Origin of the sequence: Kribbella sp. VKM Ac-2566 (assembly GCF_004366005.1) — a bacterium.
GTDB classification, from domain to species: domain Bacteria; phylum Actinomycetota; class Actinomycetes; order Propionibacteriales; family Kribbellaceae; genus Kribbella; species Kribbella pratensis.
This window is the reverse complement of sequence record NZ_SODT01000008.1, coordinates 255,471-282,445: the sequence shown is the minus strand read 5'-3', so window position 1 is coordinate 282,445 and position 26,975 is coordinate 255,471. Positions and strand designations below refer to the sequence as shown.

Annotated in this window: 22 protein-coding genes and 1 pseudogene; 18 read left to right on the top strand and 5 right to left on the bottom strand. The window is 69.5% G+C overall.

All coding sequences use genetic code 11. The features are described 5' to 3' along the window. The first annotated feature begins 7 nt into the window (after positions 1-7). Positions 8-1,222, top strand: coding sequence for a DUF480 domain-containing protein (locus EV647_RS04345; RefSeq protein ID WP_202876036.1), 1,215 nt, complete (start codon positions 8-10; stop codon positions 1,220-1,222). 47 nt (positions 1,223-1,269) lie between these two features. Here EV647_RS04345 and EV647_RS04340 read toward each other — a convergent pair whose 3' ends face one another. Then, positions 1,270-1,629, bottom strand: coding sequence for a cupin domain-containing protein (locus EV647_RS04340; protein ID WP_133998717.1), 360 nt, complete (start codon positions 1,627-1,629; stop codon positions 1,270-1,272). Between the two features lie 172 nt (positions 1,630-1,801). On the opposite strand from EV647_RS04340, the gene EV647_RS04335 reads away from it, so the two are divergent. The 3 genes from EV647_RS04335 to EV647_RS04325 all read left to right on the top strand — a co-directional run bounded on the left by EV647_RS04335 (position 1,802) and on the right by EV647_RS04325 (position 3,781). Next, entirely contained in the window at positions 1,802-2,578 is a 777-nt protein-coding gene (locus EV647_RS04335) for a methyltransferase domain-containing protein (RefSeq protein WP_133998712.1), read from the top strand. Between the two features lie 242 nt (positions 2,579-2,820). Next, positions 2,821-3,237, top strand: a complete 417-nt coding sequence (locus EV647_RS04330; protein WP_238156975.1) for a DUF3040 domain-containing protein — start codon at positions 2,821-2,823, stop codon at positions 3,235-3,237. Between the two features lie 106 nt (positions 3,238-3,343). Further along, entirely contained in the window at positions 3,344-3,781 is a 438-nt protein-coding gene (locus EV647_RS04325) for a GNAT family N-acetyltransferase (RefSeq protein ID WP_133998709.1), read from the top strand. Here EV647_RS04325 and EV647_RS04320 read toward each other — a convergent pair. The 3 genes from EV647_RS04320 to EV647_RS04310 are packed head-to-tail and all read right to left on the bottom strand — an operon-like array spanning position 3,778 to position 8,388. Next, on the bottom strand, positions 3,778-6,141 hold the full coding sequence (locus EV647_RS04320) for a DUF3488 and transglutaminase-like domain-containing protein (protein WP_133998706.1): 2,364 nt from the start codon (positions 6,139-6,141) through the stop codon (positions 3,778-3,780). The two genes, EV647_RS04325 and EV647_RS04320, sit on opposite strands and share 4 nt — an antisense overlap. 52 nt (positions 6,142-6,193) lie before the next feature. Then, on the bottom strand, positions 6,194-7,480 hold the full coding sequence (locus EV647_RS04315; protein ID WP_133998703.1) for a DUF58 domain-containing protein: 1,287 nt from the start codon (positions 7,478-7,480) through the stop codon (positions 6,194-6,196). Positions 7,481-7,482: 2 nt separating this feature from the next. Beyond that, entirely contained in the window at positions 7,483-8,388 is a 906-nt protein-coding gene (locus EV647_RS04310; RefSeq protein WP_238151032.1) for a MoxR family ATPase, read from the bottom strand. Between the two features lie 569 nt (positions 8,389-8,957). Here EV647_RS04310 and mraZ point away from each other — a divergent pair. The 13 genes and pseudogenes from mraZ to ftsZ all read left to right on the top strand — a co-directional run. Then, positions 8,958-9,389: a division/cell wall cluster transcriptional repressor MraZ gene (gene mraZ, locus EV647_RS04305; RefSeq protein WP_131341982.1), complete on the top strand. Its 432-nt coding sequence runs from the start codon at positions 8,958-8,960 to the stop codon at positions 9,387-9,389. A gap of 243 nt (positions 9,390-9,632) precedes the next feature. Beyond that, positions 9,633-10,598 carry a 16S rRNA (cytosine(1402)-N(4))-methyltransferase RsmH gene (gene rsmH, locus EV647_RS04300; protein WP_133998699.1) on the top strand — a complete coding sequence of 322 codons (966 nt, stop codon included), beginning with the start codon at positions 9,633-9,635 and terminating at the stop codon, positions 10,596-10,598. Continuing rightward, positions 10,598-11,218 carry a hypothetical protein gene (locus tag EV647_RS04295; RefSeq protein WP_133998696.1) on the top strand — a complete coding sequence of 207 codons (621 nt, stop codon included), beginning with the start codon at positions 10,598-10,600 and terminating at the stop codon, positions 11,216-11,218. The genes rsmH and EV647_RS04295 overlap by 1 nt, the downstream gene beginning before the upstream one ends. 4 nt (positions 11,219-11,222) lie before the next feature. Continuing rightward, positions 11,223-13,466, top strand: coding sequence for a penicillin-binding protein 2 (locus tag EV647_RS04290; RefSeq protein ID WP_238177025.1), 2,244 nt, complete (start codon positions 11,223-11,225; stop codon positions 13,464-13,466). 80 nt (positions 13,467-13,546) lie between these two features. Beyond that, positions 13,547-15,073 carry a UDP-N-acetylmuramoyl-L-alanyl-D-glutamate--2,6-diaminopimelate ligase gene (locus EV647_RS04285; protein WP_133998693.1) on the top strand — a complete coding sequence of 509 codons (1,527 nt, stop codon included), beginning with the start codon at positions 13,547-13,549 and terminating at the stop codon, positions 15,071-15,073. Beyond that, positions 15,070-16,461 (top strand): UDP-N-acetylmuramoyl-tripeptide--D-alanyl-D-alanine ligase, encoded by a 1,392-nt coding sequence (murF, locus tag EV647_RS04280; protein WP_133998690.1) that lies wholly within the window; start codon positions 15,070-15,072, stop codon positions 16,459-16,461. Before EV647_RS04285 ends, murF begins: the two co-directional genes overlap by 4 nt. Further along, positions 16,458-17,534, top strand: coding sequence for a phospho-N-acetylmuramoyl-pentapeptide-transferase (gene mraY / locus EV647_RS04275; RefSeq protein ID WP_133998687.1), 1,077 nt, complete (start codon positions 16,458-16,460; stop codon positions 17,532-17,534). Before murF ends, mraY begins: the two co-directional genes overlap by 4 nt. A 124-nt stretch (positions 17,535-17,658) precedes the next feature. Next, the gene (murD, locus tag EV647_RS04270) at positions 17,659-19,089 is read left to right on the top strand and encodes a UDP-N-acetylmuramoyl-L-alanine--D-glutamate ligase (RefSeq protein ID WP_238177024.1); all 1,431 of its coding nucleotides are present in this window, start codon (positions 17,659-17,661) and stop codon (positions 19,087-19,089) included. Positions 19,090-19,104: 15 nt separating this feature from the next. Continuing rightward, complete coding sequence (ftsW, locus tag EV647_RS04265; protein ID WP_133998680.1) at positions 19,105-20,355, top strand: putative lipid II flippase FtsW; 1,251 nt, start codon at positions 19,105-19,107, stop codon at positions 20,353-20,355. 22 nt (positions 20,356-20,377) lie between these two features. Beyond that, positions 20,378-21,466, top strand: a complete 1,089-nt coding sequence (murG, locus tag EV647_RS04260) for an undecaprenyldiphospho-muramoylpentapeptide beta-N-acetylglucosaminyltransferase (RefSeq protein WP_133998677.1) — start codon at positions 20,378-20,380, stop codon at positions 21,464-21,466. Next, the gene (gene murC, locus EV647_RS04255) at positions 21,463-22,935 is read left to right on the top strand and encodes a UDP-N-acetylmuramate--L-alanine ligase (protein ID WP_133998674.1); all 1,473 of its coding nucleotides are present in this window, start codon (positions 21,463-21,465) and stop codon (positions 22,933-22,935) included. Before murG ends, murC begins: the two co-directional genes overlap by 4 nt. An 18-nt stretch (positions 22,936-22,953) precedes the next feature. Beyond that, positions 22,954-23,694 (top strand): cell division protein FtsQ/DivIB, encoded by a 741-nt coding sequence (locus EV647_RS04250; RefSeq protein ID WP_133998671.1) that lies wholly within the window; start codon positions 22,954-22,956, stop codon positions 23,692-23,694. Positions 23,695-23,853: 159 nt separating this feature from the next. Beyond that, positions 23,854-25,050, top strand: a pseudogene (ftsZ, locus tag EV647_RS42810) (cell division protein FtsZ); the annotation flags it as partial. A gap of 435 nt (positions 25,051-25,485) precedes the next feature. Here the strand turns inward: ftsZ and EV647_RS04240 are convergent. Continuing rightward, a complete protein-coding gene (locus EV647_RS04240; RefSeq protein WP_133998665.1) occupies positions 25,486-26,010 on the bottom strand; it encodes a transcriptional regulator in 525 nt (174 codons plus the stop codon). A 57-nt stretch (positions 26,011-26,067) separates the two neighbouring features. On the opposite strand from EV647_RS04240, the gene EV647_RS04235 reads away from it, so the two are divergent. Continuing rightward, positions 26,068-26,973 (top strand): S41 family peptidase, encoded by a 906-nt coding sequence (locus tag EV647_RS04235; RefSeq protein WP_133998662.1) that lies wholly within the window; start codon positions 26,068-26,070, stop codon positions 26,971-26,973. Positions 26,974-26,975: the final 2 nt, after the last annotated feature.

The following is a 26,975-nucleotide window of genomic DNA, read 5'->3' as shown; positions in this document are numbered from 1 at the left end:
CGGCGGGGTGAGTGGACTTCCGGTGTTGGATGTCGAGGAGCAGCGGGTTCTCGGGAGCTTGCTGGAGAAGCAGACCACGGTGCCGGCGTCGTACCCGTTGACGGCGAACGCGTTGCGGACGGCCTGCAATCAGACCAGCAACCGGGATCCGGTCGTCGACTACGACCAGGGCACCGTGGAGCGGACCGCACGGGCGCTGCGCGATCGGGAGCTGTTGCGGATCGTCTGGGCAGACGTAGGCCGGCGGACCTTGAAGTACCACCAGATCCTCGACGAGAAGCTCGAGCTCGAGGAGGACGAGCGGGCGCTCATCACTGTGTTGCTGCTGCGCGGTGCCCAGGCGCCGGGCGAACTGCGGACGCGGACCGAGCGGCTGTACAAGTTCGAGGACCGGAGCGATGTCGAAGCGTGCCTGCGACGGATGGCTGCGCGCCCCGAACCGCTGGTACGCGAACTCGAACGTCGCGTCGGACAGCACGATCGCCGCTGGATCCACCTCCTCGGCCCCGTGCCCGAGGCGGAGGCGGCCGCCGCTGTCGTCGAGAGCGTCGACCGGGACACGGTCATCGCCGACGGTGCGGACGAGCGTGACGCCCGCGTGCGTTCGGCGTACGACGCTGTTGCTGCGACGTACGCGGACGAGTTGCTGGACGAGCTCGACGCGTTGCCGTTCGAACGCTGGCTGCTCGACCGGGTGATTGCCCACGCCAACGCTCGCCCGGTCGTCGAGGTCGGCTCGGGTCCGGGGCACGTCACGGCGTACCTCGCCGACCGGGACGCGGACGCCACCGGCGTCGACCTGTCGCCGGAGATGGTTGCCGAGGCTCGTCGGCGCTTTCCGCACCTGAGGTTCGAGGTCGGCGACCTGCGACGCCTCGGCCGGCCGCCGGCGAGCTCCGGCTGGGCGGCGGTCCTCGGCTGGTACTCGCTCATCCACTTGGCCGCATCCGAGCTCCCCGAGGCGATCTCGGCGCTGACACGGCCGCTCGACCCGGGCGGCTGGCTGGTGCTCGCGCTACATGCCGGCGACGAGATCAGTCACGTCGACGAGCTGCTCGGTCACGAGGTCAATCTCGACTACGTCCTGCACGACCCGGCGTACATCGTGAGTGTTGTCGAAGGCGCCGGCCTCATCGACACCGAGTGGTACCTGCGCGGCCCGATCGCCACCCGCGCCGAAACGACCCGCCGCCTGTACGTCATCGCCCGCACCCCGTCCTGAGGCAGCAGCTCCCTCCGGTTGCTGCCTCAGCCGGATCGGCCGGCGGGTCAGGCCTTGGCGTACGTCTCCGCCGCGAGCGACTCGAACTCGAGGCTGACCGCCGGATCGTTGCCGACGACCCAGGCGTCGTGTCCTGGTTCGATCACATAGGCGACGCCCGGCACCAGGTTCGCCTTGGTGCCGTCGTCGTGGACGACCTCCATCTCGCCCGACAGCAGGGTTCCGACGTGGCGGACCTGGCACGAGTCGCCGCCGATGACCGGACGGATGCACTCGGACCAGCGCCAGCCGGGCTGGAAGGTGATCCGGGCGACACTCGCCCCCGGCAGTTTGACGACGTCGACGCTCGTCTTGTCCGGTGAACGTTGCTCGTCCGGCTCGTCGAACGACTTGCTGAAGATGGCCATGATCCCTCCCTGGTGATCGGCTGTCCCCTTGAACCGAGAGTGCGCCGATCGCGCCTCCAGGGACAGATCCCGGGACTTATGAACTGCTTACGACGGTCGGCGGGATGGACCGGGCGGGAGGGAAGTAGGGTGTGGCGCGGTGGGTGGTGATGGGGGACCGGCTGGAGGGTTGATGGTGGATCGGCGGCGGCGCAGCGTGCGGACGGCGTTGGTGGGCGAGGCGCTGCGAGTCGCGCTGGCGGCACGCGAACGGACCGATCCCGCCCCTGGACCGGACCGTGCTGGACAGGACCGTGCTGGACTGGACATCGTCGACCTGGGGGGCGGCACCGGCGGGTTCGCGGTTCCGTTGGCGGTCGAGGGGCATCGGGTGACGGTGGTCGACCCGAGCCCGGACGCGCTGGCCTCGCTGGAGCGCCGCGCCCGGGACGAAGGCGTGAGTGAGCTGGTTCGCGGCGTCCAGGGCGATGCGGCCGAGCTCCCCGGGCTGGCGGGGGAGTCGAGCGCGGACGCCGTCTTGTGCCATGGAGTCCTCGAGGTCGTCGACGACCCGGTCCAGGCGCTGCAGGCGATGGCGTCGGTGCTGCGCGAAGGCGGCGTACTGAGTCTGCTGGTTGCCCAGCGCAACGCGGTCGTCCTGGCCCGGGCGCTGGCCGGTCACCTGGCCGAGGCGCGGATCGCACTGCAGGATCCGGACGGGCGCTGGGGCGCGACCGACCCGATGCCGCGGCGGTTCGACGAGGCCGGGATCACGGCGCAGCTGGCGGATGCCGGGTTCCTGGTACACACCGTGCACGGCGTGCGGACCTTCGCCGATCTGGTGCCGTCCGCGTTCGTCGACTCCGAACCGGGGGCCGCCGATTCGCTGGCCGAGCTCGAGCGGGCCGCGAGCCGGCATCCGGCGTTCCGCGCGCTGGCGACGCAGCTGCACATTCTCGCGACGCGCTGAGCCCGCGGGCAGTTGCGCCGGCCTGAGACCTCGCGACGGAGGGTGACGAGCAGGCTACCTCCGGCACGGTCAGCGGGGTGGTTGTCGTCAACCGGCTGTGAACGACACGCCGAAGGACACAGGTTTGGGACCGGCCTGGCCGGGGCAGTTGCCGGACCGTGACGCGCTGGACAGCCGGTCAGGGTTTCGTGTGACGCGGGCGCGGCCTAGACTGGAGGCGGCCTATCGAGATCGCGCTCATCATGGAGGGATCGACGGTGCCCCTCTCGGAAGAAGAGCAGCGCCAGTTCGAGCAGCTCGAACGTGCCCTTGCTGCGGAAGACCCGAAGTTCGTTTCCGCCATGCGTGGGACCAATGTGCGCTTGTACTACAAGCGCCGGGCAGTGCTTGCCGGCGTTGGATTCGTGCTGGGCATCGTGGTGCTGATGACCGGTGCGATCATCCCCAACACCATCATCGGGGTCATCGGCTTCGTGATGATGGTGGCTTGCCTGTACATCGCGGCGCTGAGCATGAAGCGGATCAGCAACGCGGGAGAGTCCGACGACATCCCGCCGCCTCCGCCGACCAAACGGCACCGGACGAAACACGACTCGTCCGGCAGCTTCATGGAGCGCATGGAAGACCGCTGGCGCCGCCGCCGCGACGAGGATCTCTGAGCGCGCGACCCTGATCTTCGACCACACCCGTGCCCTGGTGGAGCGGGTGTGGTTCTTTTTGTCCCATCACCGCACCCCGGCCCCGTGAGCATGGCACTGTTCTCCCATGCTCACCATCGGACGCCTCGAGCAGGCTGACCGCGACGTCTGGCAGACCTTGTTCGCCGGCTACAACGAGTTCTACGGCCGCACGATGCCGGACGAGTTCTTCGAGCACGCGTGGACCAGGTTCGAGCGTGACGAGGAGGTACACGCGCTCGGGGCACGCCTGGACGGAAAGCTGGTCGGGATCGTGCACTTCCTGACCCACGCGAGTACGACGGCGCCCGACTCCTGCTATCTGCAAGATCTGTTCACGGCGCCGGAGGCCCGCGGTCGCGGTGCGGCGCGAGCGCTCATCGACGCCGTCACCGAGTGGGCCCGCGAGCGTGCGTGCGGGCGTGTCTACTGGTCGACGCACGAGTCCAACGCCACGGCCCGCCGGCTCTACGACCAAGTGGCCGAGAACCGGGGGTTCATCCTCTACCAGATCCCGCTCAGCTAGTTGGTGCGCGCCCGCTTCGGGAGGAGTCCGGAGCGGAGACGGGCCAGGAGCAGGTCGAACTCGTCCAGGAGATCGGACGCCTCGTTGGTTCCTCGGCTGAGGTACCAACGCCAGGACGGCGGCAGCAGCCGCGCCCGCCAGCGGCGACGGACACGGGCCCGCGACCAGAGCGCTTGCCGTACGGCGGTTGCGTCGTCGCGAAGGTCCAGTTCGAGATCCGTGTCTCCGGCGTACCGCATCGCCTCGATCCCGCGCGCCAGGCGGCGCGCGGCCGGACGGGTCTCCTCGGGCAGCTGGGACGTCAGCCACTGGCCGGTCTGCCGTGGCGTCGAGATGTCGGACCAGTCGAGGCCCAGATCCCGCGACGTGTCCCGGATCTCCGCCCACAACCCTTCGGCTCCGGCACGTCCCGGCGGTCGCAGGAAGCGCCGTCGCCGGGTCAGTGCGCGGACCAGCCAGGGGATGCACAGCAGCAGGATCACACCGAGCCCGCCGGCGATCGCCTTGCCGCCGCCGTTGGTGAACCAGTTGCCGGAGTCAACGATCGCGGTCCCGCTGTCGCTCGGCAGGTTCGGGTCGTTCTTCGGCCTGTTGATCCCGGGGGTCTCCCGGGAGCCCGGCGTCGTCGGCACGTTGGTCGGCGCGGTCGTCGGGCTGGTCGGGTTCTCGGTCGAGGCGACCGTCCAGTTCGGCGTGGCCGCGACCCGCGCCGACGGCGTCGGCTCGAACCGGACCCAGCCGACGCCCTGGAAGTACAGCTCCGGCCAGGCGTGCATGTCGTGCATCTTGACCGTGAACTCGCCGTCCTTGCCGGCCGTTCCGGGCAGGAAGCCGATCCCGACCCGGGACGGGATCCCGATGATGCGCGCCATCAGCGCCATCCCGGTGGCGAACTGCTCGCAGTACCCCTGCTTGTTGTTCAGCAGGAAGTCCTCGAGCGCGGCCATCCCGCTGCCCTTGGAGTTCTGCGTGCTGTAGGTGAAGCCGCCGCCGCTGCGGAACCAGTTCTGGATCAGCACGGCCGCCTCGAACTTGTTGTCCTTGGCCGCGGCGGTGATCTCGGACGTCTTCTGCTTGATGTCCAGCGGCGTCTTCCCCGGTACGACGCTCGTGTACTGGTCCGGGGCGCCGGTGGTGATCGCGTCGTGCAGCTGGTCCGGGGTCGGCGTCAGGTCGTACGACGTCAGCTTGTACTTCTTGCCGCCGACGATCGACCCGTTCGACGAGACCACGTCCAGCGCGCCGGCGTCGTACCGCCAGTCACGCTTCAGCGAGATCGAGTGCAGCGGGTACGGGACCGGGACGAACTGGGAGCGGAACGTCCGGGTGACGTCGATCTCCATCGAGGACTGCTCGACCTTCGTCAGGTCGCCGGTGTAGCCCGGCGGCGGAGTCAGTTCGCCGCCGTTCAGCTTGTGTCCGGGGGAACGCGGCGCGATTCGCCAGGTGTTGCCGTCGAACAGGTCGAGCGCGGTCAGCCGCAGGTACGTGCCGCCGGTCGGGCCGCCCTTGTAGGTGAGCGCGACGACGTTCTCGCCGCGTTTCAGGTTCTTGCCCATGTCCAGCATCGGGTCGGTCGACGAGATGCTCGCGCCGATCCCGGAGCCGGTCCCGCCGCCGGCCAGGCCGTTGCCGATGACACCTTCCGGCAGCGTCGGCAGCAACGCGGGCAGCAGCGCGGCGATCGCGACCACGGTCAGCCCGATCCGCCGGCCGGCCTGACCGAGCGCCGACGCCTCGACGGGCTCGGCCGCGTCGAGGTGCGAGACACCCGAGATCCGGCGGCCCCAGCGGCTGAGCCGGCTGCGGCCTTCCGCGGACAACAGGACGATGTAGCCGATCGCCGGCGGGATGAAGAGCAGCCACGGCAGCCCGCCGTGCACCGTCGCGGCCGGCACGGTGTACATGATCAGCAGCAGCAACCCGGACCATGCGGCCTGCCGCAGTTGGACGGCGATGATGTGGATCAGCAACCCGGTCGCCGAGATCACGGACACGGCGAACAGCGTGAGGTGCGAGTCCTGGGGCAGTGGCGCGCTGAACCGGTTGATCGAGTCCATCGCGTCGACCACCTGCGAGTTGAACTCGATCGCGGTCGCCTTCAGCGGGAACAGCCCGAACTTCATCGTGCTGTGCAGGAAGAACAGCGACAGCAGCTCGATCAGCACGAGCAGCTGGACGATCGGTACGACGATCCGCGGGGTCCGCAGGTTCTGCAACAGGACGCCGACACCGGTCACCAGCGCGCACAGGAACGCGCTGATGAACAGGAACGGCCCGGAGAACACCGGCGTGAGCACGAGCGACCCGAGCACGGTCGCTCCCCAAGCAGCAATGGAGATCCTTGCGTGACCGGTCATCGGGAGTTCCAGCCCGATGACCCGCCGCGCCGGAGGGGTGGCATATGCACTGTCATGCGATCCTTCCGCTCCGTAGTCCTAGGCCGGACCACACGGTGGGGAGGTGGTCGCCGCGGCGGACTCTGGCTACTCGCCAGCCGTTCCGGCGCAGCTCGTTCTCGGTGGCGTCCGTGGCGGCGGTCAGGCGGGCCGCCTTCTCGGTCGCCTCGGCGCCGACCGCCCAGCTGGCAGCGTCCAGGACCAGCGCGACGCCGGTCGCCTGGCTGGTCCGCCACCGGTTCAGGGCGGTGATGTCCTCGGTCCCGCAGGCGCCGAGGATCGCGATCACGAGGCTCGGATCCTGCGCGTGCCGGTCGACGGTCAGCAGCGGACCGAGCTCGGCGTACTTGTGCTCCTCGACGGTCGCGCACTCGGTCAGCAGTTGCTGCTGCGTGAGCGGCTGGTGCACCGCCGCGGAAGTGCGGTGGGTGATGGCGGACAGCGTGGTCGGCCCGCCGAGCAGCGTGGTGACGTAGCCGCGCCGCATCCGGTCGATACCGATCGAGGCGGCCGCGCTGACCGCCCACTCCAGGCTGGACGACGGACCGTGCCCGTGGTGCGAGATCGTCCGCGCGTCCAGGAACAGCGAGCACCGGCTCTGCCAGGGCTGCTCCTCGCGGCGGACCATCAGCTCGCCGCGGCGCGCGGTCGACCGCCAGTGCACCCGGCGCAGGTCGTCGCCGTCGCGGTACTCGCGGACCGTCGCGTCCTCCTCGCCGGCGGCCGCGATCGCCCGCGGCCGGTTCTCGCCCGATCCGGCCCGGTCGGCGCCCAGCCGGATCTCGGGAAGCTTGTAGACCCGCGGTGTGACCAGCAGGTGCTGGCTCCGCGTGAACGTCCGGCTCGTCTCCACCAGCCCGAACGGGTCGGCCACCGTCAGCATCAACGGCCCGACCTGGAACAGTCCCCGTACGTCGGACTTGACCGGGTAGGTGACCGTACGACGCCAGTTCGGACTCACCCGGTCGACGACGAACCGCGGCCGATGGCCTAGTACATAAGGAATACGGTCCTCGAGCAGCAGCAGCCCCGCGGGCATCCGGCCCTGGTTGCTCAGTGTCAGCTCCACGGTCGCCTGCGTCCCGACCGGCACCTGATCCGGCGCGAGACTGCGCCGTACCTGGAGCCTCAGTCGGGTCCGGCCGACGACCAGCGCTGCCACGACCGGCAGCGCGGCCAGGAGAATGCCGACGCGCAGCAGGTCCTTCTGGCCGAGCAGCAGCGCGCACAGTGAAGCAGTGAGACCGGCCGCGACGAACGCTCGACCTCTGGTGGTCAGTCCGCGCAATGCCTGCCGCATGCTCAGTCCCGGCGGGTGCGGGGGAGCGGCACGCTGGCGACCAGCCCGGAGATGATGTCGGCCGCACCGCGCCCACCGAGATGCGCTTCGGCCGCCGGCAGCACACGGTGCGCGAGCACCGGTACCGCGAGCTCCTGGATGTCGTCCGGCAGCACGAACTCCCGTGCGTCGAGAGCGGCGGCCGCGCGGGCCGCCCGGATCAGGTGCAACGTCGACCGCGGGCTGGCGCCGAGCCGCAGCTCCTGCGAGCGGCGGGTCGCGCCGACCAGCGCAACGGCGTACTCCTTCACCGACTCGGACACGTGCACCGACTGCACCGTCTTCACCAGCCGGAGGATCTGCTGGCCGTCGGTGACCGGCTGGAGGTTCGCCAGCGGGTCGTCAGCCGCGTGCCCGTCCAGCATCCGCAGCTCGGCGGCCGGCTCCGGGTAGCCCATCGAGACGCGGGCCATGAAGCGGTCGCGCTGCGCCTCGGGCAGCGGGTACGTGCCTTCCATCTCGATCGGGTTCTGCGTCGCGATGACCATGAACGGCGACTCGAGGTGGTACGTCGTGGTGTCGACGGTGACCTGGCGCTCCTCCATGGACTCCAGCAGCGCGGCCTGGGTCTTCGGCGAGGCCCGGTTGATCTCGTCGCCGACGACGATGTTCGCGAACACCGCGCCGGGCTTGAACTCGAAGTCGCGGATCTCCTGGTTGAAGACCGAGACGCCGGTGATGTCCGACGGCAGCAGGTCCGGCGTGAACTGGATCCGGCGCACGGTGCAGTCGATCGACTTCGCCAGCGCCTTGGCCAGCATCGTCTTGCCGACGCCCGGCACGTCCTCGATCAGCAGATGCCCCTCGGCCAGCAGGACCGTGATGGCGACCTCGACGACGTCGGGTTTGCCCTCGATCACCTGCTCCATGGCGCGGCGGACACGGCCCGCCACCTCGGACAGCTCGTCGAAGTCCCCGGCTCCTGCCAGCGGCGAGCTGGTCGCGGTGGTGCTCACTCGGTGTCCTCCCCATTCGTTGACTGCCGACACATTCTCACCCGCTGTAGGGGTCGGGCCTAGAGCCGCGGGAGTTTCGTTACCTGGCGTTTCGGTGTTCATGTCGGGGTTCATCGGCGCACGCCCTCACGGCGGGGTCGGAAACAAGTTCCCTCCAAGCGTACGGGCGACGAAAGCAGTGCGTGCCGCGTACGACGTTCCGACCGCCCGGAAGGTTCACGCAGATCTGCCCCGAGTGGTTCAGTCCGGTGGAGCGAAGTGGTGGAGCGAAGTGGAGGAACGCGGTGGAGGGAAGTGGAGGAGGAGACGGTTGAGGCGGCAACGACACGCGGGACATCGGGCTCGGATTCAGGCGGCGCGGGGGCGGAATGGGGCGGAAGTTGGTTGACGGTGGTGGAAAGTGGAGTAAGGTGGAGCGCAGTGGAACTGAAGTGGTGGAAGCACCCGCCTGAGTCGGAGAGTCCGCAACGGGGAGGTGGAGCGTGTTCCTCGGAACGCACTTCCCCAAGCTCGACGACAAGGGACGGCTGTTCCTGCCGGCGAAGTTCCGGGACGAGCTGGCCGACGGTCTGGTGATCACGCGTGGACAGGAGCGATCGCTGTCCGTGTGGCCGGAGCGTGAGTTCGTCCAGCTGACCGAGCAGTTGAAGCAGGCTCCGATCACCAACAAGGGTGCGCGGGACTACCTACGGATGTTGTTCGCCGGCGCCTCGAACGAGATGCCGGACAAGCAGGGCCGGGTCACCATTCCGCCGATGCTGCGCGACTACGCGTCACTGGATCGCGACTGCGTCGTCATCGGGGCGATGAACCGGGTGGAGATCTGGAACACGGAGAACTGGAACAGGTACTCGCAGGAGCAGGAGCAGGCGTTCGCCGACCTGTCCGAGGAAGTACTGCCCGGCATCTTCTGAACTTCAAGCTGAACAGTGTGCGAGGACCGCGAGACACCGACCGTCCGGTGAGATCACGGGTCCGACTTCCGACCTGGAGTGTTGGCGTCACTTCCCCGGCGCCAAGACCAGCAGGTACTTCCCCGGAAGGCGTACCCGCGATCTGACCGGACGGTGCTGTCTATCGCCTGTCTGCGCACCACACATGACCTGCGGGGGCAGGGTCGCTCCCGCAGGGGCAGGGAAGTGACGGGAAGGGTCGAGATGGACGCTGCGGAGCGGCATGTGCCGGTGATGCTGGAGCGCGTGGTCGCGCTGCTGGCGCCGGCGCTCGCGCGCCCCGGGGCCGTCGTCGTCGACGCCACCCTCGGCCTCGGCGGTCATTCCGAGGCGTTCCTGCGGCAGTTCCCCGAGGTCCGGCTGATCGGCCTCGACCGGGACCCCGCCGCGCTGCGCCTGGCCGGCGACCGGCTCGCGCCGTACGCGGAGCGGATCACCCTCGTGCACGCGGTGTACGACGAGTTGCCGCGGGTGCTCGAGGACCTCGACGTACCGGCCATCGACGGCATCCTGTTCGACCTGGGCGTCTCGTCGATGCAGCTGGACGAGGCCGACCGCGGTTTCGCCTACGCGCAGGACGCGCCGCTGGACATGCGGATGGACCCGACCGGCCCGACCACAGCGGCCGACATCCTGAACACCTACAGCGCGGCCGACCTGGCCCGGATCCTGTTCCAGTACGGCGAGGAGAAGTTCGCCCGCCGGATCGCGGACCGGATCGTGCGGGAGCGGGAGACCGAACCGTTCACGAACAGCGCGCGACTGTCCGAGCTGGTCCGGAACGCGATCCCGCAGGCGGCCCGCCGCACCGGGGGACACCCGGCCAAGCGGACCTTCCAGGCGTTGCGGATCGAGGTGAACGGCGAGCTCGACGTACTGCGTCGCGCGCTGCCGGCCGCGCTCGGGTCGCTCGCGCTGCACGGCCGGATCGTGGTGATGAGTTACCACTCGCTCGAGGACCGGATCACCAAGCAGGCGTTCGCGCCGGGCACCAAGTCCGACGTACCGGACGACCTGCCGGTGATCCCGGCCGGGCACGAACCGTATCTGAAGCTACTGACCCGGGGCGCCGAACGGCCGACCGAGGAGGAGGTCGCGGTCAACCCGCGGGCCGCCTCGGCTCGCGTGCGGGCGGCCGAGCGGATCCGGGAGAAGGGACTGGTCGCCTGATGAGTACTGTCTTCAGCCCGCAGAAAGCGCGGGTGACGCCGGTCGCTGGTAGCACAGGGAAGAAGACGCAGCCGCGGCTGCGGGTGGTGTACGGCGCGCCGTTCCGGCCGCCCCGGATGCCGTTCGTCATCTTCGTGGTGTCGCTGCTGGCCGCCGGACTGGTCGGTCTGCTGCTGCTGAACACGGAGCTCCAGAGCGGCACGTTCAACATCACCAAGCTGAGCTCGCAGGCCGACCAGTTGCGGGACCAGCAGGAACAGCTGGAGAAGCAGGTCCGGACGCTGGAGTCGCCGCAGAACCTGTCCGACCGTGCGCTGCGGCTCGGCATGGTGCCGAATCCGAACCCGGTGTTCCTGCGGCTGTCCGACGGCCGTGTGCTCGGCGTACCGGCGGAAGGCAAGGCCGGGGCCGGTACGGCGATGTTCGGCCCGGGCACGCCGACCGGCAAGGCGACCACCAAGCCGGTGACGCCCGTGAAGCCGGTGACACCGGTCAAGCCGGTCACTCCGGTGAAGCCGCAGACCAGCACGAAGCCGCCCACGAGCACGACCAAGCCGCCGACCGGCACCACCAAGCCGCCGGCCACGACGAAGAAGCCCGCCACGACCACACGGGGATGATCGGATGACGGACCGACGGGGAAACGAGCCGCCACGCAAGCGTGGTGCCGCACCGGGCCGGGGGAACCCGCCCAGCAAGGCTCAGCCCCGTCGTCCATCCGCTACGGACAGTGGCCGCACCACCCCGCAACGGCCCGAGTCCACCCGCGAACGCCTCCTCCGCAAAGCCCGCGAGGAGCAGGAGCGCGCACAGGCGGCGGCTGCACCACGCCCGGTGAAGAAGGCCGCCGCGAAGCGACCGCCGGCTCCTCGCAAGCAGACTCCTGCTGCAAAGAAGACACCTGCAAAGAAGACAGCCGCCAAGAAGACTGCCGCCAAGAAGACCGGTGAGCGACCGGTCAAGAAGGTCGCGGCCAAGCGGCCGGTCAAGAAGACCTCCGGGAAGAAGCGGCCGCCGCAGAACAGGCCCGCGCCACGGCCGAAGAAGCGGAAGGTCAAGAAGGCGCCACGGATGCTGCGGCTCGGCCGGCCGGCGCTGCGGCTGCGGATGACCTTCGGGGTGATGGCGTTCGTCCTGTCGCTGTTCGCCGGGCGCCTCGTGCTGCTCCAGGGCGTGGACCCGGACAGCTACGCGCAGGCGGCGACCAAGGAGAACGCCCGGTCGTACATCCTGCACGCGAGCCGCGGCACCATCGAGGACCGCAACGGCGTCGAGTTGGCGGTCACCGAGGACGCCGTCGCAATCACCGCGGACCCGCAGCAGACCAAGCCCGTGGCGCAGCAGCTGGCCGCGATCCTGGCCCCGAAGCTGCCCGGTACGACGACCGCGAAGCTGGTCGCCGCGATGTCGGGCACCGGCCGCTTCACGTACCTCGCGCGCCAGGTGAGCCCGACGGTCTGGAGCACGATCCAGGCCGAGATCAAGGCCGCGAACGTGCCCATCGCCGAGCAGAACAAGGGCAAGCCGAAGGAGCAGCAGGCCCCGATGCTGGCCGGGCTGTACACCGAGGAAGACCCGATCCGCAGCCACCCGAACGGCAGCATCGCCGCCACCCTGGTCGGCGTGACCGGCTCCGACGGCAAGGGCCAGTCCGGTCTCGAGTACGGACTGAACGACAAGCTGTCCGGTAAGGACGGCCAGGCGATGTACGAGGTCGATGCCAGGGGCAACAAGATCCCGAACGCGAACCACACCGTGCAGGAGCCGAAGCCCGGTCTGGGTGTCCAGCTGACCCTGGACAGCGACCTGCAGTACTTCGCCGAGAAACGGATCCAGAAGGCGGTCGAGGACTACAAGGCCAGCGCCGGCACGGTGGTCGTGATGGACGTGAAGTCCGGGGAGCTGATGGCGATGGCCAACTACCCGAGCTTCGATCCGAACAAGAAGTACACGTCGGCGGACCTGAACAACCCGGCCCTGGAGCGCAGCTACGAACCGGGCAGCGTGCAGAAGGTGGTCACGATGGCCGCCCTGGCCGACGCCGGGATCATCGACCTGAACACCAAGCTGCAGGTTCCCGGCAGCATCGAGGTGCAGCGCCGGATCATCAAGGACCACTGGTCGCACGACACGATGAACCTGACCATCTCCGGGGTGATCGCGAAGTCGTCGAACGTCGGCACGATCATGGCCGCGCAGAAGATGCCGATCGCGCAGTTCGTGAAGTACCTGCACGACTTCGGCTTCGGCGAGCCGACCGGGCTGAACTTCCCGGGCGAGACGAAGGGCCGGCTGTCGCCGGGTGACGAGTGGCCCGAGATCACCCGCTCGAACGTCGCGTTCGGCCAGGGGCTGTCGGTGAACGCCGTCCAGGAGGCCGCCGCGGTGAACGCGGTCGCGAACGGCGGTGTGTACGTGCCGCCGAAGGTGGTCCGCAACTACATCGACGCGAACGGCTCCCTGATCCCGAACCAGACCGCGCCGGCCCGCCGGGTGGTCAGCGAGAAGGCCGCCAAGGAAGTCACCACGATGATGGAAGCGGTGACCGCGAAGAAGGGCACCGCCCCGCAGGCCGCGATCGACGGCTACCTCGTGGCCGGCAAGACCGGCACCGCACAACAGGTCGTTCCGGGGACCGGCAAGTACGGCGCCTGGGCGACTTCTTTCGCCGGATTCGCTCCTGCGGACAACCCACGGTTCGTGACGTACGTCGTACTGCACGATCCCCAGGGTGCCCGGGGTGGTGGTCTCCAAGGAGGACCGGTGTTCCGAGACGTGATGAGCTACGCGCTGCAGAAGTACGTCGTCCCGCCGACCGGGGCTCAGCAGCCGAACATCCCGCTGACATGGACCTCATCGAAGCGGTGACGCCCAGCCTGGTGGGACACAGCCTGGTGACGCAGGGTCAGATAGGAGTCACAGGGTCCGGAGCGGTAGCCTCAGGGCCCGTGTCCACCCCTACCGCCGCCGGCGGCGCGGTCGCAGCGATCAGGCCTCGGCACGTCGTGCCGGTCAGCCTCGCCGACCTCGCGAGCGTCGCACATGTTCCGGTCCCGGCAATGTCGCCGGCGACCGTGACCGGCGTTTCCCTCGACTCGCGTTCCATCCTTCCCGGCGACCTGTACGCCGCGCTCCCCGGCGCGGTCACGCACGGCGCGGAGTTCGTCGCGAGAGCCCAGCAGGCCGGTGCGGTCGCCGTACTGACCGACCCGGCCGGCGCGGACCGCGCTGCGGCAACCGGTCTTCCGGTGCTGGTCGCCGACCGGCCGCGGAGCGTCCTCGGCGCGGTCGCGTCGCGCATCTACGGCGAGCCGACCAGTGAGCTCCGGTTGCTCGGCGTGACCGGCACCAACGGGAAGACCACCACCAGTTTCCTGCTGGACTCCGTACTGCGGGGGCTCGGTCCGACGGCGCTCATCGGGACGATCCAGACCCGCATCGGCGACGAGGTCGTGAAGAGCGTCCGGACCACTCCGGAGGCCACCGACCTGCAGGCGCTGTTCGCGGTAATGCGGGAACGGGCGGTGGCGTGGTGCTCGATGGAGGTGTCGAGCCACGCGCTGGCGCTGGGCCGCGTCGACGGGGCGCGGTTCGCGGTCGCCGGGTTCCTGAACCTCACGCAGGACCACCTGGATTTCCACAAGACGTTCGAGGAGTACTTCCAGGCGAAGGCGTCGTTGTTCACCCCGGAGCGGTGCGATGTCGCGGTGGTGACGATCGACGACGAGTACGGGCGCCGGCTCGCCGCGCAGACCGTCGTACCACTGGTCACGGTGTCGACGACGGGTGACGCCGACTGGACGGTCGCCGGCCGGCACCGGTCCGAGCACGGTACGACGGTGCTCGACATCCAGGGGCCGAACGAGACGCTGACCGTGGAGATCGCGCTGCCGGGTGACTTCAACGTCGCCAACGCCCTGCTCGCCACGGCGATGCTGCGGCAGGTCGGCGTACCCGCCGAGGCGATCGCGGCCGGGTTGCGGACCGCTGCCGTACCGGGGCGGATGGAGACATTCACCCGTGCGGACGGGCTGGCGGTGATCGTGGACTACGCGCATACGCCGGACGCGGTCGCGCTGGCGCTGAGGGCCGCGCGGACTGCGACGAAGGGCCGGCTGTTCGCGGTCGTCGGCTGCGGTGGTGACCGGGACCCGGGGAAGCGGCCCGCGATGGGCGCCGAGGCGGCCAAAGCCGCGGACGTCGTGATCGTCACCGACGACAACCCGCGCAGCGAGGACCCGGCCGCGATCCGGGCCGCCGCGCTCGCGGGAGCCCGGGAGGCCGTTCCGGGCGCCGACCTGCACGAGATCGGCGACCGCCGGCAGGCGATCGCGTCGGCAATCGAGCTGGCCGGCCCGGGCGACACCGTCGTCGTCCTCGGCAAGGGTCATGAGACGGGCCAGGACGTCGGCGGTGTGATCCATCCGTTCGACGACCGCGAAACTGTGCGTGAGCTGTTGGAGGCAGACCGGTGATCCCTGTCAGTTGCGGCGAGATCGCCGACGCCGTCCGCGGCGAGCTCGTGGGCGTCGAGCCCGCGGCCGTTGTGGACGGCGCGGTGGTGATCGACTCACGAGCCGCGGGACCGGGTGGACTGTTCGTCGCCCTGCCCGGTGAACGCGTGGACGGCCACGACTTCGTCGGTGCGGCGACCGCGGCCGGCGTCACGGTCTCGCTCACCACGCGGCCGATCGAGGGCAGTCCGTGCATCGTCGTCGACGACGCGCAGCGGGCGCTCGGCGACCTGGCGCGCCACGTCATCGGCAAGCTGCCCGATCTGACCGTGATCGCGCTGACCGGATCCTCGGGCAAGACCAGCACCAAGGACCTCATCGGGCAGCTGATCCGCCCGTACGGCGAGACGGTGGTGCCGGAAGGCTCGTTCAACAACGAGATCGGGCACCCGCTGACCGCGCTGCAGGCGACCGCGACGACGAAGTACCTGATCGCCGAGATGGGGGTGCGGAGCCTGGGCGACATCACCTACCTGACCGGGATCACGCCGCCGCAGATCGGCCTGGTGCTGAACGTCGGCACCTCGCACATCGGCAAGCTCGGGTCCCAGGACAACATCGCGCTCGCCAAGGGCGAGATGATCGAGGCCGTTAGGCCGGGCGGCACCGCAATCCTGAACGCCGACGACCACCGGGTCGCCGCCATGCGCAGCCGGACCCGGCAGCAGGTGCTGACGTTCGGCGAGGCGCCGGAGTCCGAGGTCCGGGCCACGGACGTGAAGATCGACGGCGAGGGACGGCCCGCGTTCACGCTGCAGATCGGCGATTTCAGCGCCCCCGTCCAGCTGCAGTTCATCGGCGAGCACTACGTCTCGAACGCGCTGGCCGCCGCAGCGGTCTGCGTCGCGATCGGCCTGACGCCGGAGCAGATCACCGACGGCCTGAACGCCGCGGAGCGGGTGTCCGCGGCGCGGATGGAGCTGACCGAGCGGCCGGACGGCGTGACGATCATCAACGACGCGTTCAACGCGAACCCGGAGTCGACCCGCGCGGCCCTGAAGTCCTTGGCCGCGATCGGCCGGTCCCGCGGTGCGCGGACCTGGGCGGTGCTCGGCGAGATGCTCGAGCTCGGCGACACCTCGGCCGACGAGCACGACGCGATCGGCCGGCTGGCCGTCCGGCTGGACGTGAACCGGCTGCTCGTGGTGGGCGAGGGCGCGAAACCGATCCACCTCGGCGCCTCGCTGGAAGGTTCGTGGGGCAACGAGTCCGCGTTCGTCGAGACCATCCCCGAGGCGCTGGAGTTGCTGCGCCAAGAGCTCCGCGCGGGTGACGTTGTACTGGTCAAGTCGTCGAAGGCGGCGAAACTGCGCAGCCTCGCCGACGCGCTGGTGGAGGACGCCCAGTGATCTCGATCCTGTTCGGCGGCGCCGTCGCGATGGTGCTGACGCTGCTCGGCACCCGGTACGCGATCAAGTGGCTGGCCAGCCGCGGATACGGCCAGGAGATCCGTGACGACGGGCTGAAGTCGCATCAGGTCAAGCGCGGTACGCCGACCATGGGCGGCACCGTGTTCATCGCCGCGACCATCGTCGGGTACTTCGCGGCGAAGTTGTTCACCATGACGCCGCCGAGCGCCTCGGCGATCCTGGTGCTGTTCCTGTTCGCCGGCATGGGCGCGGTCGGCTTCGTGGACGACTTCATCAAGATCTTCCGGCAGCGCAGCCTCGGCCTGCGCAGCAAGGCGAAACTGGCCGGCCAGACCATGGTCGCGGTGGTGTTCGCGGTGCTCGCGCTGCAGTTCCCGGACGACCGCGGGCAGCGGCCGGCGTCGCCGTTCATCTCGTTCATCCGCGACATCGGCTGGCTGGAACTGCCGTTGATCGTGGTGGTGATCTGGATCCTGCTGCTGATCGCCGGCATGTCGAACGGCGTCAACCTCGCCGACGGCCTGGACGGGCTGGCCACCGGCGCGTCGATGATGGTGTTCGGCGCCTACACACTGATCTGCATCTGGCAGTTCGGCCAGAGCTGCCAGACCGCTCCGGGCACCAAGTGTTACGAGGTGCGAGATCCGCACGACCTGGCCGTGGTCGCCGCCTGTTTGACCGGGGCGCTGTTCGGGTTCCTGTGGTGGAACGCGTCACCGGCCAAGATCTTCATGGGCGACACCGGGTCTCTGTCCTTGGGCGGCGCGCTGGCCGGGATGGCCGTGATGACCCGGACCGAGCTGCTGGTGCTGCTGCTCGGCGGCCTGTTCGTCCTCATCACCGCCTCGGTGATCCTGCAGGTCGGCTACTTCAAGATCACCAAGCGCACCGCCGGCGTCGGCAAACGGCTCTTCCGGATGGCGCCGTTGCAGCATCACTTCGAGATGCTCGGCTGGGAACAGGTGAACGTGGTGATCCGCTTCTGGATCATCCAAGGGCTGTTCGTGGTGATCGGACTCGGGGTCTTCTACGCGGAATGGGTGACCGGATGAGCTGTGTTGAATTGCCGCGACTCCGTCGCGGCGGGTCACGGGGCTGTTGCTCCCGGTCTTCCCTCGTCGCTCTGGTCGCTACGCTCCCGCCGCTCCTCAGTCCAGACCGGGAGGCCCCGTGACCATGGAGACACGCACGTCCGACGGCTGGGCGACGACCCGGTTCGTCGTGCTCGGCTTCGGTACGGCGGGCTACGCCTGCGCCGACTCCCTGATCCAGGCCGGCGCCGAGCACCTCGTCGTCCTCGACGACCGGGACACCGAGGCACTGCGCGAGAAGGCGCAGATCCTCGAGACGCTCGGCGCCACGATCACCCTCGGCCCGGGCAGCACGACGGAACTCCCGAAGGACGTCGACGTCGTCGTCACGTCGCCCGGCGTACCGCCGCACGCGCCGCTGCTCGCGCAGGCAGCCGAGCGGGACGTGCCGATCTGGAGCGAGATCGAGCTGGCCTGGCGGCTGCGGGATCCGGCCAACGCCGCGCCGTGGCTGTGCATCACCGGCACCAACGGCAAGACCACGACCGTGCAGATGCTGACCGCGATCCTGCAGGCGGCCGGCCACCGGGCCGTTGCCGCGGGCAACGTCGGGCTTCCGTTGCTCGAGGTCGTGATGGACCCCGAGCCGTACGACGTGATCGCGGTCGAGCTCTCGTCGTACCAGCTGCACTTCACGCACTCGATGTCGGCGCACTCGGCCGCCGTGCTGAACATCGCGCCGGACCACGTCGACTGGCATGGCTCGCTCGAGGCATATGCGCAGGACAAGGGCCGGATCTACGAGAACTGCCAGGTCGCGTGCGTGTACAACGTCGCGGACCCGGCCACCGAGCACCTGGTCGAGGAAGCCGACGTGATCGAGGGCTGCCGCGCGATCGGCTTCACTCTCGGTACGCCGGGCCTCTCGATGCTCGGTCTCGTCGACGACCTGCTCGTCGACCGCGCGTTCGTGGAGCAGCGCGCCACGTCGGCTCTGGAGCTCGCGAGCCTTTCCGACATCACACCGCCCGCGCCGCACAACGTGGCGAACGCGCTGGCGGCAGCGGCGCTTGCTCGCGCGTTCGGCGTACCGGCGACCGCGATCCGCGACGGGCTGCGCGGGTTCCGGCCCGACAAGCACCGCATCGCACACGTCGCGGAAGTTGCCGGGGTCAACTATGTCGACGACTCGAAGGCCACCAACCCGCATGCCGCACAGGCGTCGTTGCTCGCCTACGAGCACGTGGTGTGGATCGCCGGAGGTCAGGCGAAGGGCGCGACCTTCGACGAGCTCGTCGTCGCGGCACGCCAACGTTTGCGCGCCGTCGTACTGCTGGGACAGGACAAGGACGTGATCGCCGAAGCTCTGGAGCGACACGCACCGGATGTCCCGAGGATCGTCGTCGAGTCAACGGACACTGGAGCCATGGAGATCGTGGTGGGGGAGGCGGCGAAGCTCGCACAGGTGGGTGACACCGTGCTGCTCGCACCCGGCTGCGCATCCTGGGACATGTTCGCCAACTACGGAGCCCGCGGCGACGCCTTCGCCGAAGCAGTTCGCTCCCTCGCCAACTGATCCGGAGGTGATCGCGTGACGTCGATCGCAGATCAGCCGGACCAGAAGAAACAGGGCAGCGAGCGCGCGTGGATCGCGGCGATCAGGGACGTGCTGGACCGGCCGCTGACGTCGTACCACATCGTGCTCGGCGCGACCGGCCTGCTGCTGGTGCTCGGCCTGATGATGGTGCTGTCGGCGTCCAGCGTGCTGTCGCTGCGCGCGAACGGCAACAGCTACACGATCTTCGTCCGCCAGGTCATCTGGGTCGGTGTCGGCCTGCCGATGGCGTACGTCGCCTCCCGGATGACACCACGGCACTTCCGCATGCTCGCCTACATCGCCCTGCTCGGCTCGATGTTCCTGCTCGTGCTGACCTACATCCCGGGCCTCGGCGTCGGTGTGAACGGCAACACCAACTGGCTGAATCTCGGCGGTCCGCTGCAGATCCAGCCGAGTGAGTTCGCCAAGCTGGCCCTGGTGATGTGGTGTGCGGACCTGTACGCCCGCAAGGAGAAGCTGCTCACCCAGTGGAAGCACCTGCTGATCCCGATGGTGCCGGTCTGCGGACTGGTCATCGCGCTGATCGTCGGTCAGCGCGACCTCGGCACCGCACTGGTGCTGATGGCGGTGATGATCGGCATGATCTGGATCGTCGGCGCGCCGACCCGGCTGTTCGTCGCGACGATCGTGGTGGTCGGCGGGGTCGCGACGTACTTCGTCCTCACGGCGAAGCACCGGATGGACCGGGTCTCGTCGTTCATGGATCCGTTCACCGACCCCTCCGGGATCGGCTGGCAGGCGTACCACTCGTTCTACGCGCTCTCGACCGGTGGCTGGTGGGGCGTCGGGATCGGCAACAGCCGGCAGAAGTGGGGCAACCTGCCGGAGGCGCACACCGACTTCATCTTCTCGGTGATCGGTGAGGAGCTCGGCCTGGTCGGGTCGCTCACCGTGCTCGCCCTGTTCCTCACCCTGGCCTACGCCGGGGTGCGGATCGCGACCCGGAACACCGAGCCGTTCGTCCGCTATGCGGCGGCCGGGATCACGATCTGGATCATGGCGCAGACGCTGGTCAACCTCGGCGCCGTGATCGGACTGCTACCCATCGTGGGTATCCCGCTCCCGCTTTTGTCGTACGGTGGTTCCGCACTGCTGCCGACGCTGATCGCGATCGGCATGCTGCTGTCCTTCGCGAAGGCCGAGCCCGGCGCGCAGGCCGCCCTGAAAGAGACCCGGCGACCTCGTTTCGGCTGGCTGCCTTCGCGGCGTATGTCGTACAAATGAACCCGCGGGAGCGTTGAAAGCTGTGCCCAGCATTGTTCTGGCAGGTGGCGGTAGCGCCGGCCACACCTCACCCCTGATCGCCACCGCAGACGCCCTGCGCCGGATCGACCCGACGATCGAGATCATCGCCCTCGGGACCGAGCGCGGCCTCGAGAGCCGCGTGATCCCCGAGGCCGGGTACCGGCTCGAGCTGATCCCGCCGGTGCCGCTGCCGCGCAAGCCCACGCCCGCGCTCTTGGCTGTTCCCGGAAAGCTGCTGTCCTCGGTGAGCGCGGCCAGGAAGGTGCTCGACGAGGCGAAGGCGGACGTGCTGGTCGGCTTCGGCGGCTACGTCTCCACCCCGGCGTACGTCGCCGCCTGGCGGCGGAAGACCCCGATCGTGGTGCACGAGGGCAACGCCGTCCCGGGGATCGCGAACAAGTTCGCCGCCCGGTACTGCACGCAGCACGTGAAGACCTCGTTCCCGGGCACCGACCTGCCGCACGCCGAGTACGTCGGCCTGCCGATCCGGCGGGCGATCTCGACGCTGGACCGGGCCGCGCTGCGCGCCGAGGCCCGGCAGTTCTTCGGCCTCGACCCGGACGCGCCGACGCTGTTCGTGACCGGCGGCTCGCAGGGCGCTCAGCGGATCAACGAGTCGGTCTCGGGCGCCGCCGCGGACCTGCAGGCGGCCGGGATCCAGGTCCTGCACGCGATCGGCCCGAAGAACACCCTCGAGGTGCCGCAGACCGGTCCGCTCCCGTACGTCGTACTGAACTACGTCGACCGGATGGACCTCGCGTACGCCGCCGCGGACCTGGTGGTGTGCCGCTCGGGTGCGAACACGGTCACCGAGGTGTCCGGTGTCGGCCTGCCCGCGATCTACGTCCCGCTGCCGATCGGTAACGGTGAGCAAAGACTGAACGCGAAGCCGGTCGTCGACGTCGGTGGAGGTGTGCTGATCGACAACGCCGAGCTGACCGCGGACTGGGTGCGCGCGAACGTCCCGCAACTTCTGCTCGACCGCGAGCGTCTGACAGCCATGTCCACAGCTGCGACCGGTGTGATCCGGACCGACGCCGACGACCGATTGGCGCGGATCATCCTCGATGTGGTGAGGTCTGCGTCGTGATCGTCACCGCACCTGACACGCTGCAACCGGCCGAGAAGCTGGGCAGGGTGCACTTCGTGGGAATCGGCGGCGCCGGCATGTCCGGGATCGCCCGGATCATGGCGTCGCGCGGGATCGAGGTGTCCGGCTCGGACGCCAAGGACGGCAAGGTGCTCGCAGCGCTCCGCGCGCTCGGCGCGACCTGCTGGGTCGGCCACGCCGCCGAGCACGTGAAGGACGTCGACACCGTGGTGGTGTCGACCGCTATCCGCGAGACCAACCCCGAGGTCGTCGCCGCCCGCGCGGCCGGGATCCCGATCCTGCCGCGGGCCGCCGCGCTCGCGTCGGTGATGGTCGGCCGCCGGACGATCGCGGTCGCCGGCACGCACGGCAAGACCACGACCACGTCGATGCTGACCGTCGCGCTGCAGCACTGCGGCACGGACCCGTCGTACGCGATCGGCGGCAACCTGAACGAGTCCGGGTCGAACGCCCACGACGGCACCGGCGACCTGTTCGTCGCCGAGGCGGACGAGTCGGACAAGTCGTTCCTGACCTACGGGCCCGAGGTGTCGATCGTCACGTCGGTCGAGCCGGACCACCTGGACAACTACGGCGACGAGGCCAGCTACCGGAAGGCGTTCGAGGAGTTCTGCGGCCGGGTCCTGCCCGGCGGGTTCATGGTGATCTGCCAGGACGACGCGGGCGCCCGCGCGCTGGCGTCGTACGCGCGGGACCGCGGAATCGACGTCCGGACGTACGGCGAGGCCGGGGACGCGGACCTGCGCGTCACCGAGATCACCGCGACCGGGGCGACGCAGTCGTTCGTGCCGGTGTACCGCGGACGCAAGCTGCCCGTCGTGAACCTGCAGCAGGCCGGTAAGCACAACGCGCTGAACGCGTCGGCGGCTTTGACCGTCGGGCTCGGGCTCGGGTTCTCCGCGGCCGACCTGGCCGAGGGGCTGGCGTCGTTCACGGGCACCGGCCGGCGGTTCGAGTTCAAGGGTCTCGAGGACGGCGTGCGGGTGTTCGACTCGTACGCGCACCACCCGACCGAGCTGGCCGTGGACCTGACCGCGGCCCGCCAGGTGGCAGGGGAGGGGCGCGTGATCGCGTGCTTCCAGCCGCACCTGTTCAGCCGGACCCGGATCTTCGCCACCGAGTTCTCCGAGGCGCTGGCACTGGCCGACGAGGTCGTGGTGATGGACATCTTCGCGGCCCGCGAGGACCCGGAGCCCGGTGTCACCGGCGCCCTGATCGCGAACCACGTGCCGCTGAAACCCGAGCAGGTGCGGTTCGAGCCGTCGTGGTCCGCCGTACCGCAGCTGGTCACGGACCTCGCCCAGGCGGGCGACCTGGTGGTGACGCTGGGCGCAGGCGACGTGACGCTGATCGGCCCGGAAGTCGTTGGTCTGCTGGCCGAACGCGCCAGTGCTCGTGAATCGGCCCGCGAGCCTTCCGAGGCAACGCCGGTACCTGTGGTGGAGTAAAAGGGTGGGGTTTGTTGAATGAGCCAGAGCGTCGATCTGGCTCGGGCACAGCAGAAGTTCGCGCGCCGGCAACGGCTGGTGCGGTGGCGGAGCTGGTTGCCCTGGGCCATCGGCGGCGGACTGGTCGTGCTGGCCGGTCTGGTCGTCTGGCTGTTCTACTTCTCCTCCGCGTTCGCGGTCTCCGGGGTCCGGATCAGCGGTGCCGACACGGTGCCGGTGGCAACGATCGAGCAGGTCGCGGCCGCGCCGACGGGTACACCGCTGGCCAAGGTCGACCTGCGGTCGATCGCGGACCGGGTGCGGACGATTCCGGCGGTCGCGGACGCGCAGGTGACCCGGGCGTGGCCGCGCAAGATCGTGATCGTGGTCACCGAGCGGGTCCCGGTCGTGGTGGTCACCGACGGCTCGCGGTACGAGTTGGTGGACGCGACGGGTACGACGTACCGCACGGTGCCGGACCGGCCGGCCCGGCTGCCGGAGGCGAAGGTGACGGGGGTCCGGCGGGACGTCACGATCCACTCGGTGGTGACGGTGTCGGCGGCCCTTCCGGACACGTTGCGGGCGCAGGTGGGGTCGATCTCGGCGGCGTCGCCGGACTCGATCACCCTCAACCTCAGCTCCGGCGTCAAGGTCGTTTGGGGTAGTTCCGATGACAGTGAGCGCAAGGCCGAGGTACTCAGCGTGCTGATGAAGCGGCAGGCGAAGGTGTACGACGTCTCGGCGCCCGATCTTCCTGTCACCAAAGGGGAAAAGCGGTGACGGATCACATCGCGGTATGGGCGGCGAGGCGCGTGGACATCGCCAGAAGCCGTCCCGTAGCGTGCGACGTAATCTAAAGTTGACATAAGTCTAAGCATCCACTTGAGGTTCAGTCTTTTCGCTGGACAACGGGCAACGAACGAGGCGAGAGGCGCGGACGTGGCGGCACCGCAGAACTACCTGGCACTCATCAAGGTCGTCGGCATCGGCGGCGGCGGCGTGAACGCCGTCAACCGGATGATCGAGCACGGGTTGAAAGGCGTGGAGTTCATCGCCATCAACACCGACGCCCAGGCGCTGCTGATGAGCGACGCGGACGTCAAGCTCGACATCGGCCGCGAGGAGACCCGTGGCCTGGGCGCCGGTGCGAACCCGGCGATCGGGCAGAAGGCCGCGGAGGACCACGCCGAGGAGATCGAGGAGGCGCTGAAGGGCGCCGACATGGTCTTCGTCACCGCCGGCGAGGGCGGCGGCACCGGCACCGGCGGCGCGCCCGTGGTGGCGCGGATCGCCCGGTCGCTCGGCGCCTTGACCATAGGTGTCGTCACGCGGCCGTTCTCCTTCGAAGGAAAGCGGCGCGCGACCCAGGCCGAGGACGGCATTGCCACCCTCCGCGAAGAAGTCGACACCCTGATCGTCATCCCGAACGACCGGCTGCTGACCATCTCCGACCGCGCCGTGTCCGTGCTGGACGCGTTCAAGCAGGCCGACCAGGTCCTGCTGCAGGGTGTTTCCGGTATCACCGACCTGATCACCACGCCCGGCCTGATCAACGTGGACTTCGCCGACGTCAAGGCGGTCATGTCGAACGCCGGCTCGGCGCTGATGGGCATCGGCTCGTCGCGTGGCGAGGACCGTGCGGTCGCGGCCGCCGAGGCGGCCATCTCCTCGCCGTTGCTGGAGGCAAGTATCGAGGGCGCGCACGGCGTGCTGCTGTCGATCGCCGGCGGGTCCGATCTCGGCCTGTTCGAGATCAACGAGGCGGCCCAGCTGGTCTCGGAGTCCGCGCACTCGGACGCGAACATCATCTTCGGCGCGGTCATCGACGACGCCCTCGGCGACGAGGTGCGGGTCACGGTGATCGCGGCCGGGTTCGACGGCGGGATGCCGAAACGCCGCGAGCAGGCGATGAACCAGGCCCGCCCGCAGTCGTCCCGCCCGGCCGCACAGAGCTACTCGGCGCCGATGGCCGGCGGCACGACACCACCGGCCGGCCAGCAGTCCGGCCAGCCCCCCACCGGCGGTCAGTCGGGCGGCCAGCCGTCGAGCGCACAGCCGGGCGGAGGACAGCAGTCCGGTGGCCAGTTCTCCGGTGGTCAGTTCTCCGGCGGCCAGGCCCAGTCCGGCCAGGTGCCGGGTGGTCAGCCTTCCGCTCAGGCAGGGCAGAGCCAGCCGGGTCCGACGCCCGGAGCCGGTCAGGGCGCGGGGCAGCCGCAGCCAGGTGCCGGCCAGCCGTCGGGCGTGACGCCCGGCAACCCGGCCACCCCGACCGACGACACAGTGCCGGTGCCCGCACCGACCGAGCCACGGCCCGGCGCCGGGACGACGAATTCCGCGCGCCCGCAGGCGGGTGACGGCGTCCGCACCGTGCAGTCCGGCCAGCAGTCGGCCCAGCCGGCTCCGCACACCCCGGCCTCGCCGTCGACCCAGCACTCCTGGCCCACCCACGGCCCGAGCAACGCCGCCGGTCAGACCGGTCAGTCCGCCCAGTCTGCGCAGCCGAGCCAGCCGGCCAAGCCGAAGAGGCCGGAGCCCGAGGAAGACCTCGACATCCCCGACTTCCTCAAGTAGTCAGCTGCCCTCGCCGGGCGTCGTGGCCTGGCGAGGACGGTAGACGGACACGACCACGCCGTACCGCGACTCTCCTGGGCCGGCGTCGGCGAGGTCGTCGGCCAGCTGCTGCAGCGTGGCGGCAAGTTCCTCCGCCTGCGCTGCGGTCAGCCGCAGGTTCCGCACCGTGAACATCGGGTCGGGGTCGGCGGTCTCCAGATCGGCCGCGACTGCCTGCAGCGCGACAGTGTTGTTCGCCCGCGCGCCTTCACCGGAGAAGCCGAACCGCCGCACCGACCTCCGGTAGTACTGCTCGGTCCCACCCCGCACCTGCCGCGTCTCGGCCACGTGCACCATTCCGGCGTCGCGGAGCACCCCCAGATGGTGGGCGACGTTGCCTTTCGCCGTCCCGAGCGCAGCGGCCAGCTGGCTGATCGTGGCCGCGTCCTGCCCGAGTGCGAACAGCAAGCGGTGCCGTAGCGGGTGCCCGAGCGCCTTGAACTGCGCAGCGCTCGACACGTCCAGGTGATCGATGATCTCGGCCATGAATCAAGCGTCGAGAATTCTTGACACTTTGTCAATCCGCCTGCTCTACTCCTCGTCATGCACACCGAAGAGATCAGGACCGTCGTCGGCCGGCTGGGCGCGCTGGTCGCCGAGTACTACGTCTTTCCGGAGGTCGGCGCCGAGGTCGCGAACCGGCTCGCCGCGGCGACCGCCGAGGGCCGGTACGACGGCCTTCAGGCGCCGGAGCAGCTGGCCGAGCGGGTCACGGCCGACCTGCAGCTCGGCAACCGCGACAAGCACCTGCGGCTCAAGTTCCATCAGGACGGGCCGCCGGACGAGACGGACCCGGTGGCCGAGGAAGCACACTGGCGCCGGTTGGCCGAGCGTGACGCCGGCGGGATCGCGCGGGTCGAACGACTGGACGGGAACGTCGGCCTGCTGGAGATCCGGCCGTTGCTGTACGACCCGAGCCATGCGGGTGCGGCCCTGACCGCCGCGATGACGCTGCTCGCGTCGGCGGACTCGCTGCTCATCGACCTGCGCCGCTGTGTGGGCGGGTCGCCCGATCAGGTCGCCTTCGTCTGCAGCTACCTGTTCGACGCAGGCGAACCGATCCATCTGCAGGACCTGGTCAAGCCGTCCGAGGGGACGCTGCGACAGTTCTGGACCGTGCCGTACGTGCCGGGGCCGCGATTCGGCGGCACCAAGCCGATCTGGGTGCTGACCAGCTCGGCGACCTTCTCCGGCGGTGAGGAGGTGGCGTACAACCTGCAGCAACTCAAGCGCGCGGTGATCGTCGGCGAGCGGACGGGCGGCGGCGCGCATCCGCGCCAGGGCTTCAGACTGCACGATCAGCTGGAGGCGACCGTGCCGGTGGCGCGTTCGGTCAATCAGATCTCCGGGACCAACTGGGAAGGCACCGGCGTCGTTCCCGATGTCGACGTCCCCGCGGCCGACGCCTTCACCGAGGCCTACCGCCGCGCGACGGCTGCCGCTGGGTAACC

What these genes read in the sequence shown, in the direction of transcription:
- EV647_RS04340 (WP_133998717.1), bottom strand. Translation starts at nt 1,629, where the DNA reads ATGGCCATCTTCAGCAAGTCGTTCGACGAGCCGGACGAGCAACGTTCA.
- EV647_RS04335 (WP_133998712.1), top strand. Translation starts at nt 1,802, where the DNA reads ATGGTGGATCGGCGGCGGCGCAGCGTGCGGACGGCGTTGGTGGGCGAG.
- EV647_RS04330 (WP_238156975.1), top strand. Translation starts at nt 2,821, where the DNA reads ATGGAGGGATCGACGGTGCCCCTCTCGGAAGAAGAGCAGCGCCAGTTC.
- EV647_RS04325 (WP_133998709.1), top strand. Translation starts at nt 3,344, where the DNA reads ATGCTCACCATCGGACGCCTCGAGCAGGCTGACCGCGACGTCTGGCAG.
- EV647_RS04320 (WP_133998706.1), bottom strand. Translation starts at nt 6,141, where the DNA reads ATGACCGGTCACGCAAGGATCTCCATTGCTGCTTGGGGAGCGACCGTG.
- EV647_RS04315 (WP_133998703.1), bottom strand. Translation starts at nt 7,480, where the DNA reads ATGCGGCAGGCATTGCGCGGACTGACCACCAGAGGTCGAGCGTTCGTC.
- EV647_RS04310 (WP_238151032.1), bottom strand. Translation starts at nt 8,388, where the DNA reads ATGGAGCAGGTGATCGAGGGCAAACCCGACGTCGTCGAGGTCGCCATC.
- rsmH (WP_133998699.1), top strand. Translation starts at nt 9,633, where the DNA reads ATGGACGCTGCGGAGCGGCATGTGCCGGTGATGCTGGAGCGCGTGGTC.
- EV647_RS04295 (WP_133998696.1), top strand. Translation starts at nt 10,598, where the DNA reads ATGAGTACTGTCTTCAGCCCGCAGAAAGCGCGGGTGACGCCGGTCGCT.
- EV647_RS04290 (WP_238177025.1), top strand. Translation starts at nt 11,223, where the DNA reads ATGACGGACCGACGGGGAAACGAGCCGCCACGCAAGCGTGGTGCCGCA.
- murD (WP_238177024.1), top strand. Translation starts at nt 17,659, where the DNA reads ATGGAGACACGCACGTCCGACGGCTGGGCGACGACCCGGTTCGTCGTG.
- EV647_RS04250 (WP_133998671.1), top strand. Translation starts at nt 22,954, where the DNA reads ATGAGCCAGAGCGTCGATCTGGCTCGGGCACAGCAGAAGTTCGCGCGC.
- EV647_RS04240 (WP_133998665.1), bottom strand. Translation starts at nt 26,010, where the DNA reads ATGGCCGAGATCATCGATCACCTGGACGTGTCGAGCGCTGCGCAGTTC.
- EV647_RS04235 (WP_133998662.1), top strand. Translation starts at nt 26,068, where the DNA reads ATGCACACCGAAGAGATCAGGACCGTCGTCGGCCGGCTGGGCGCGCTG.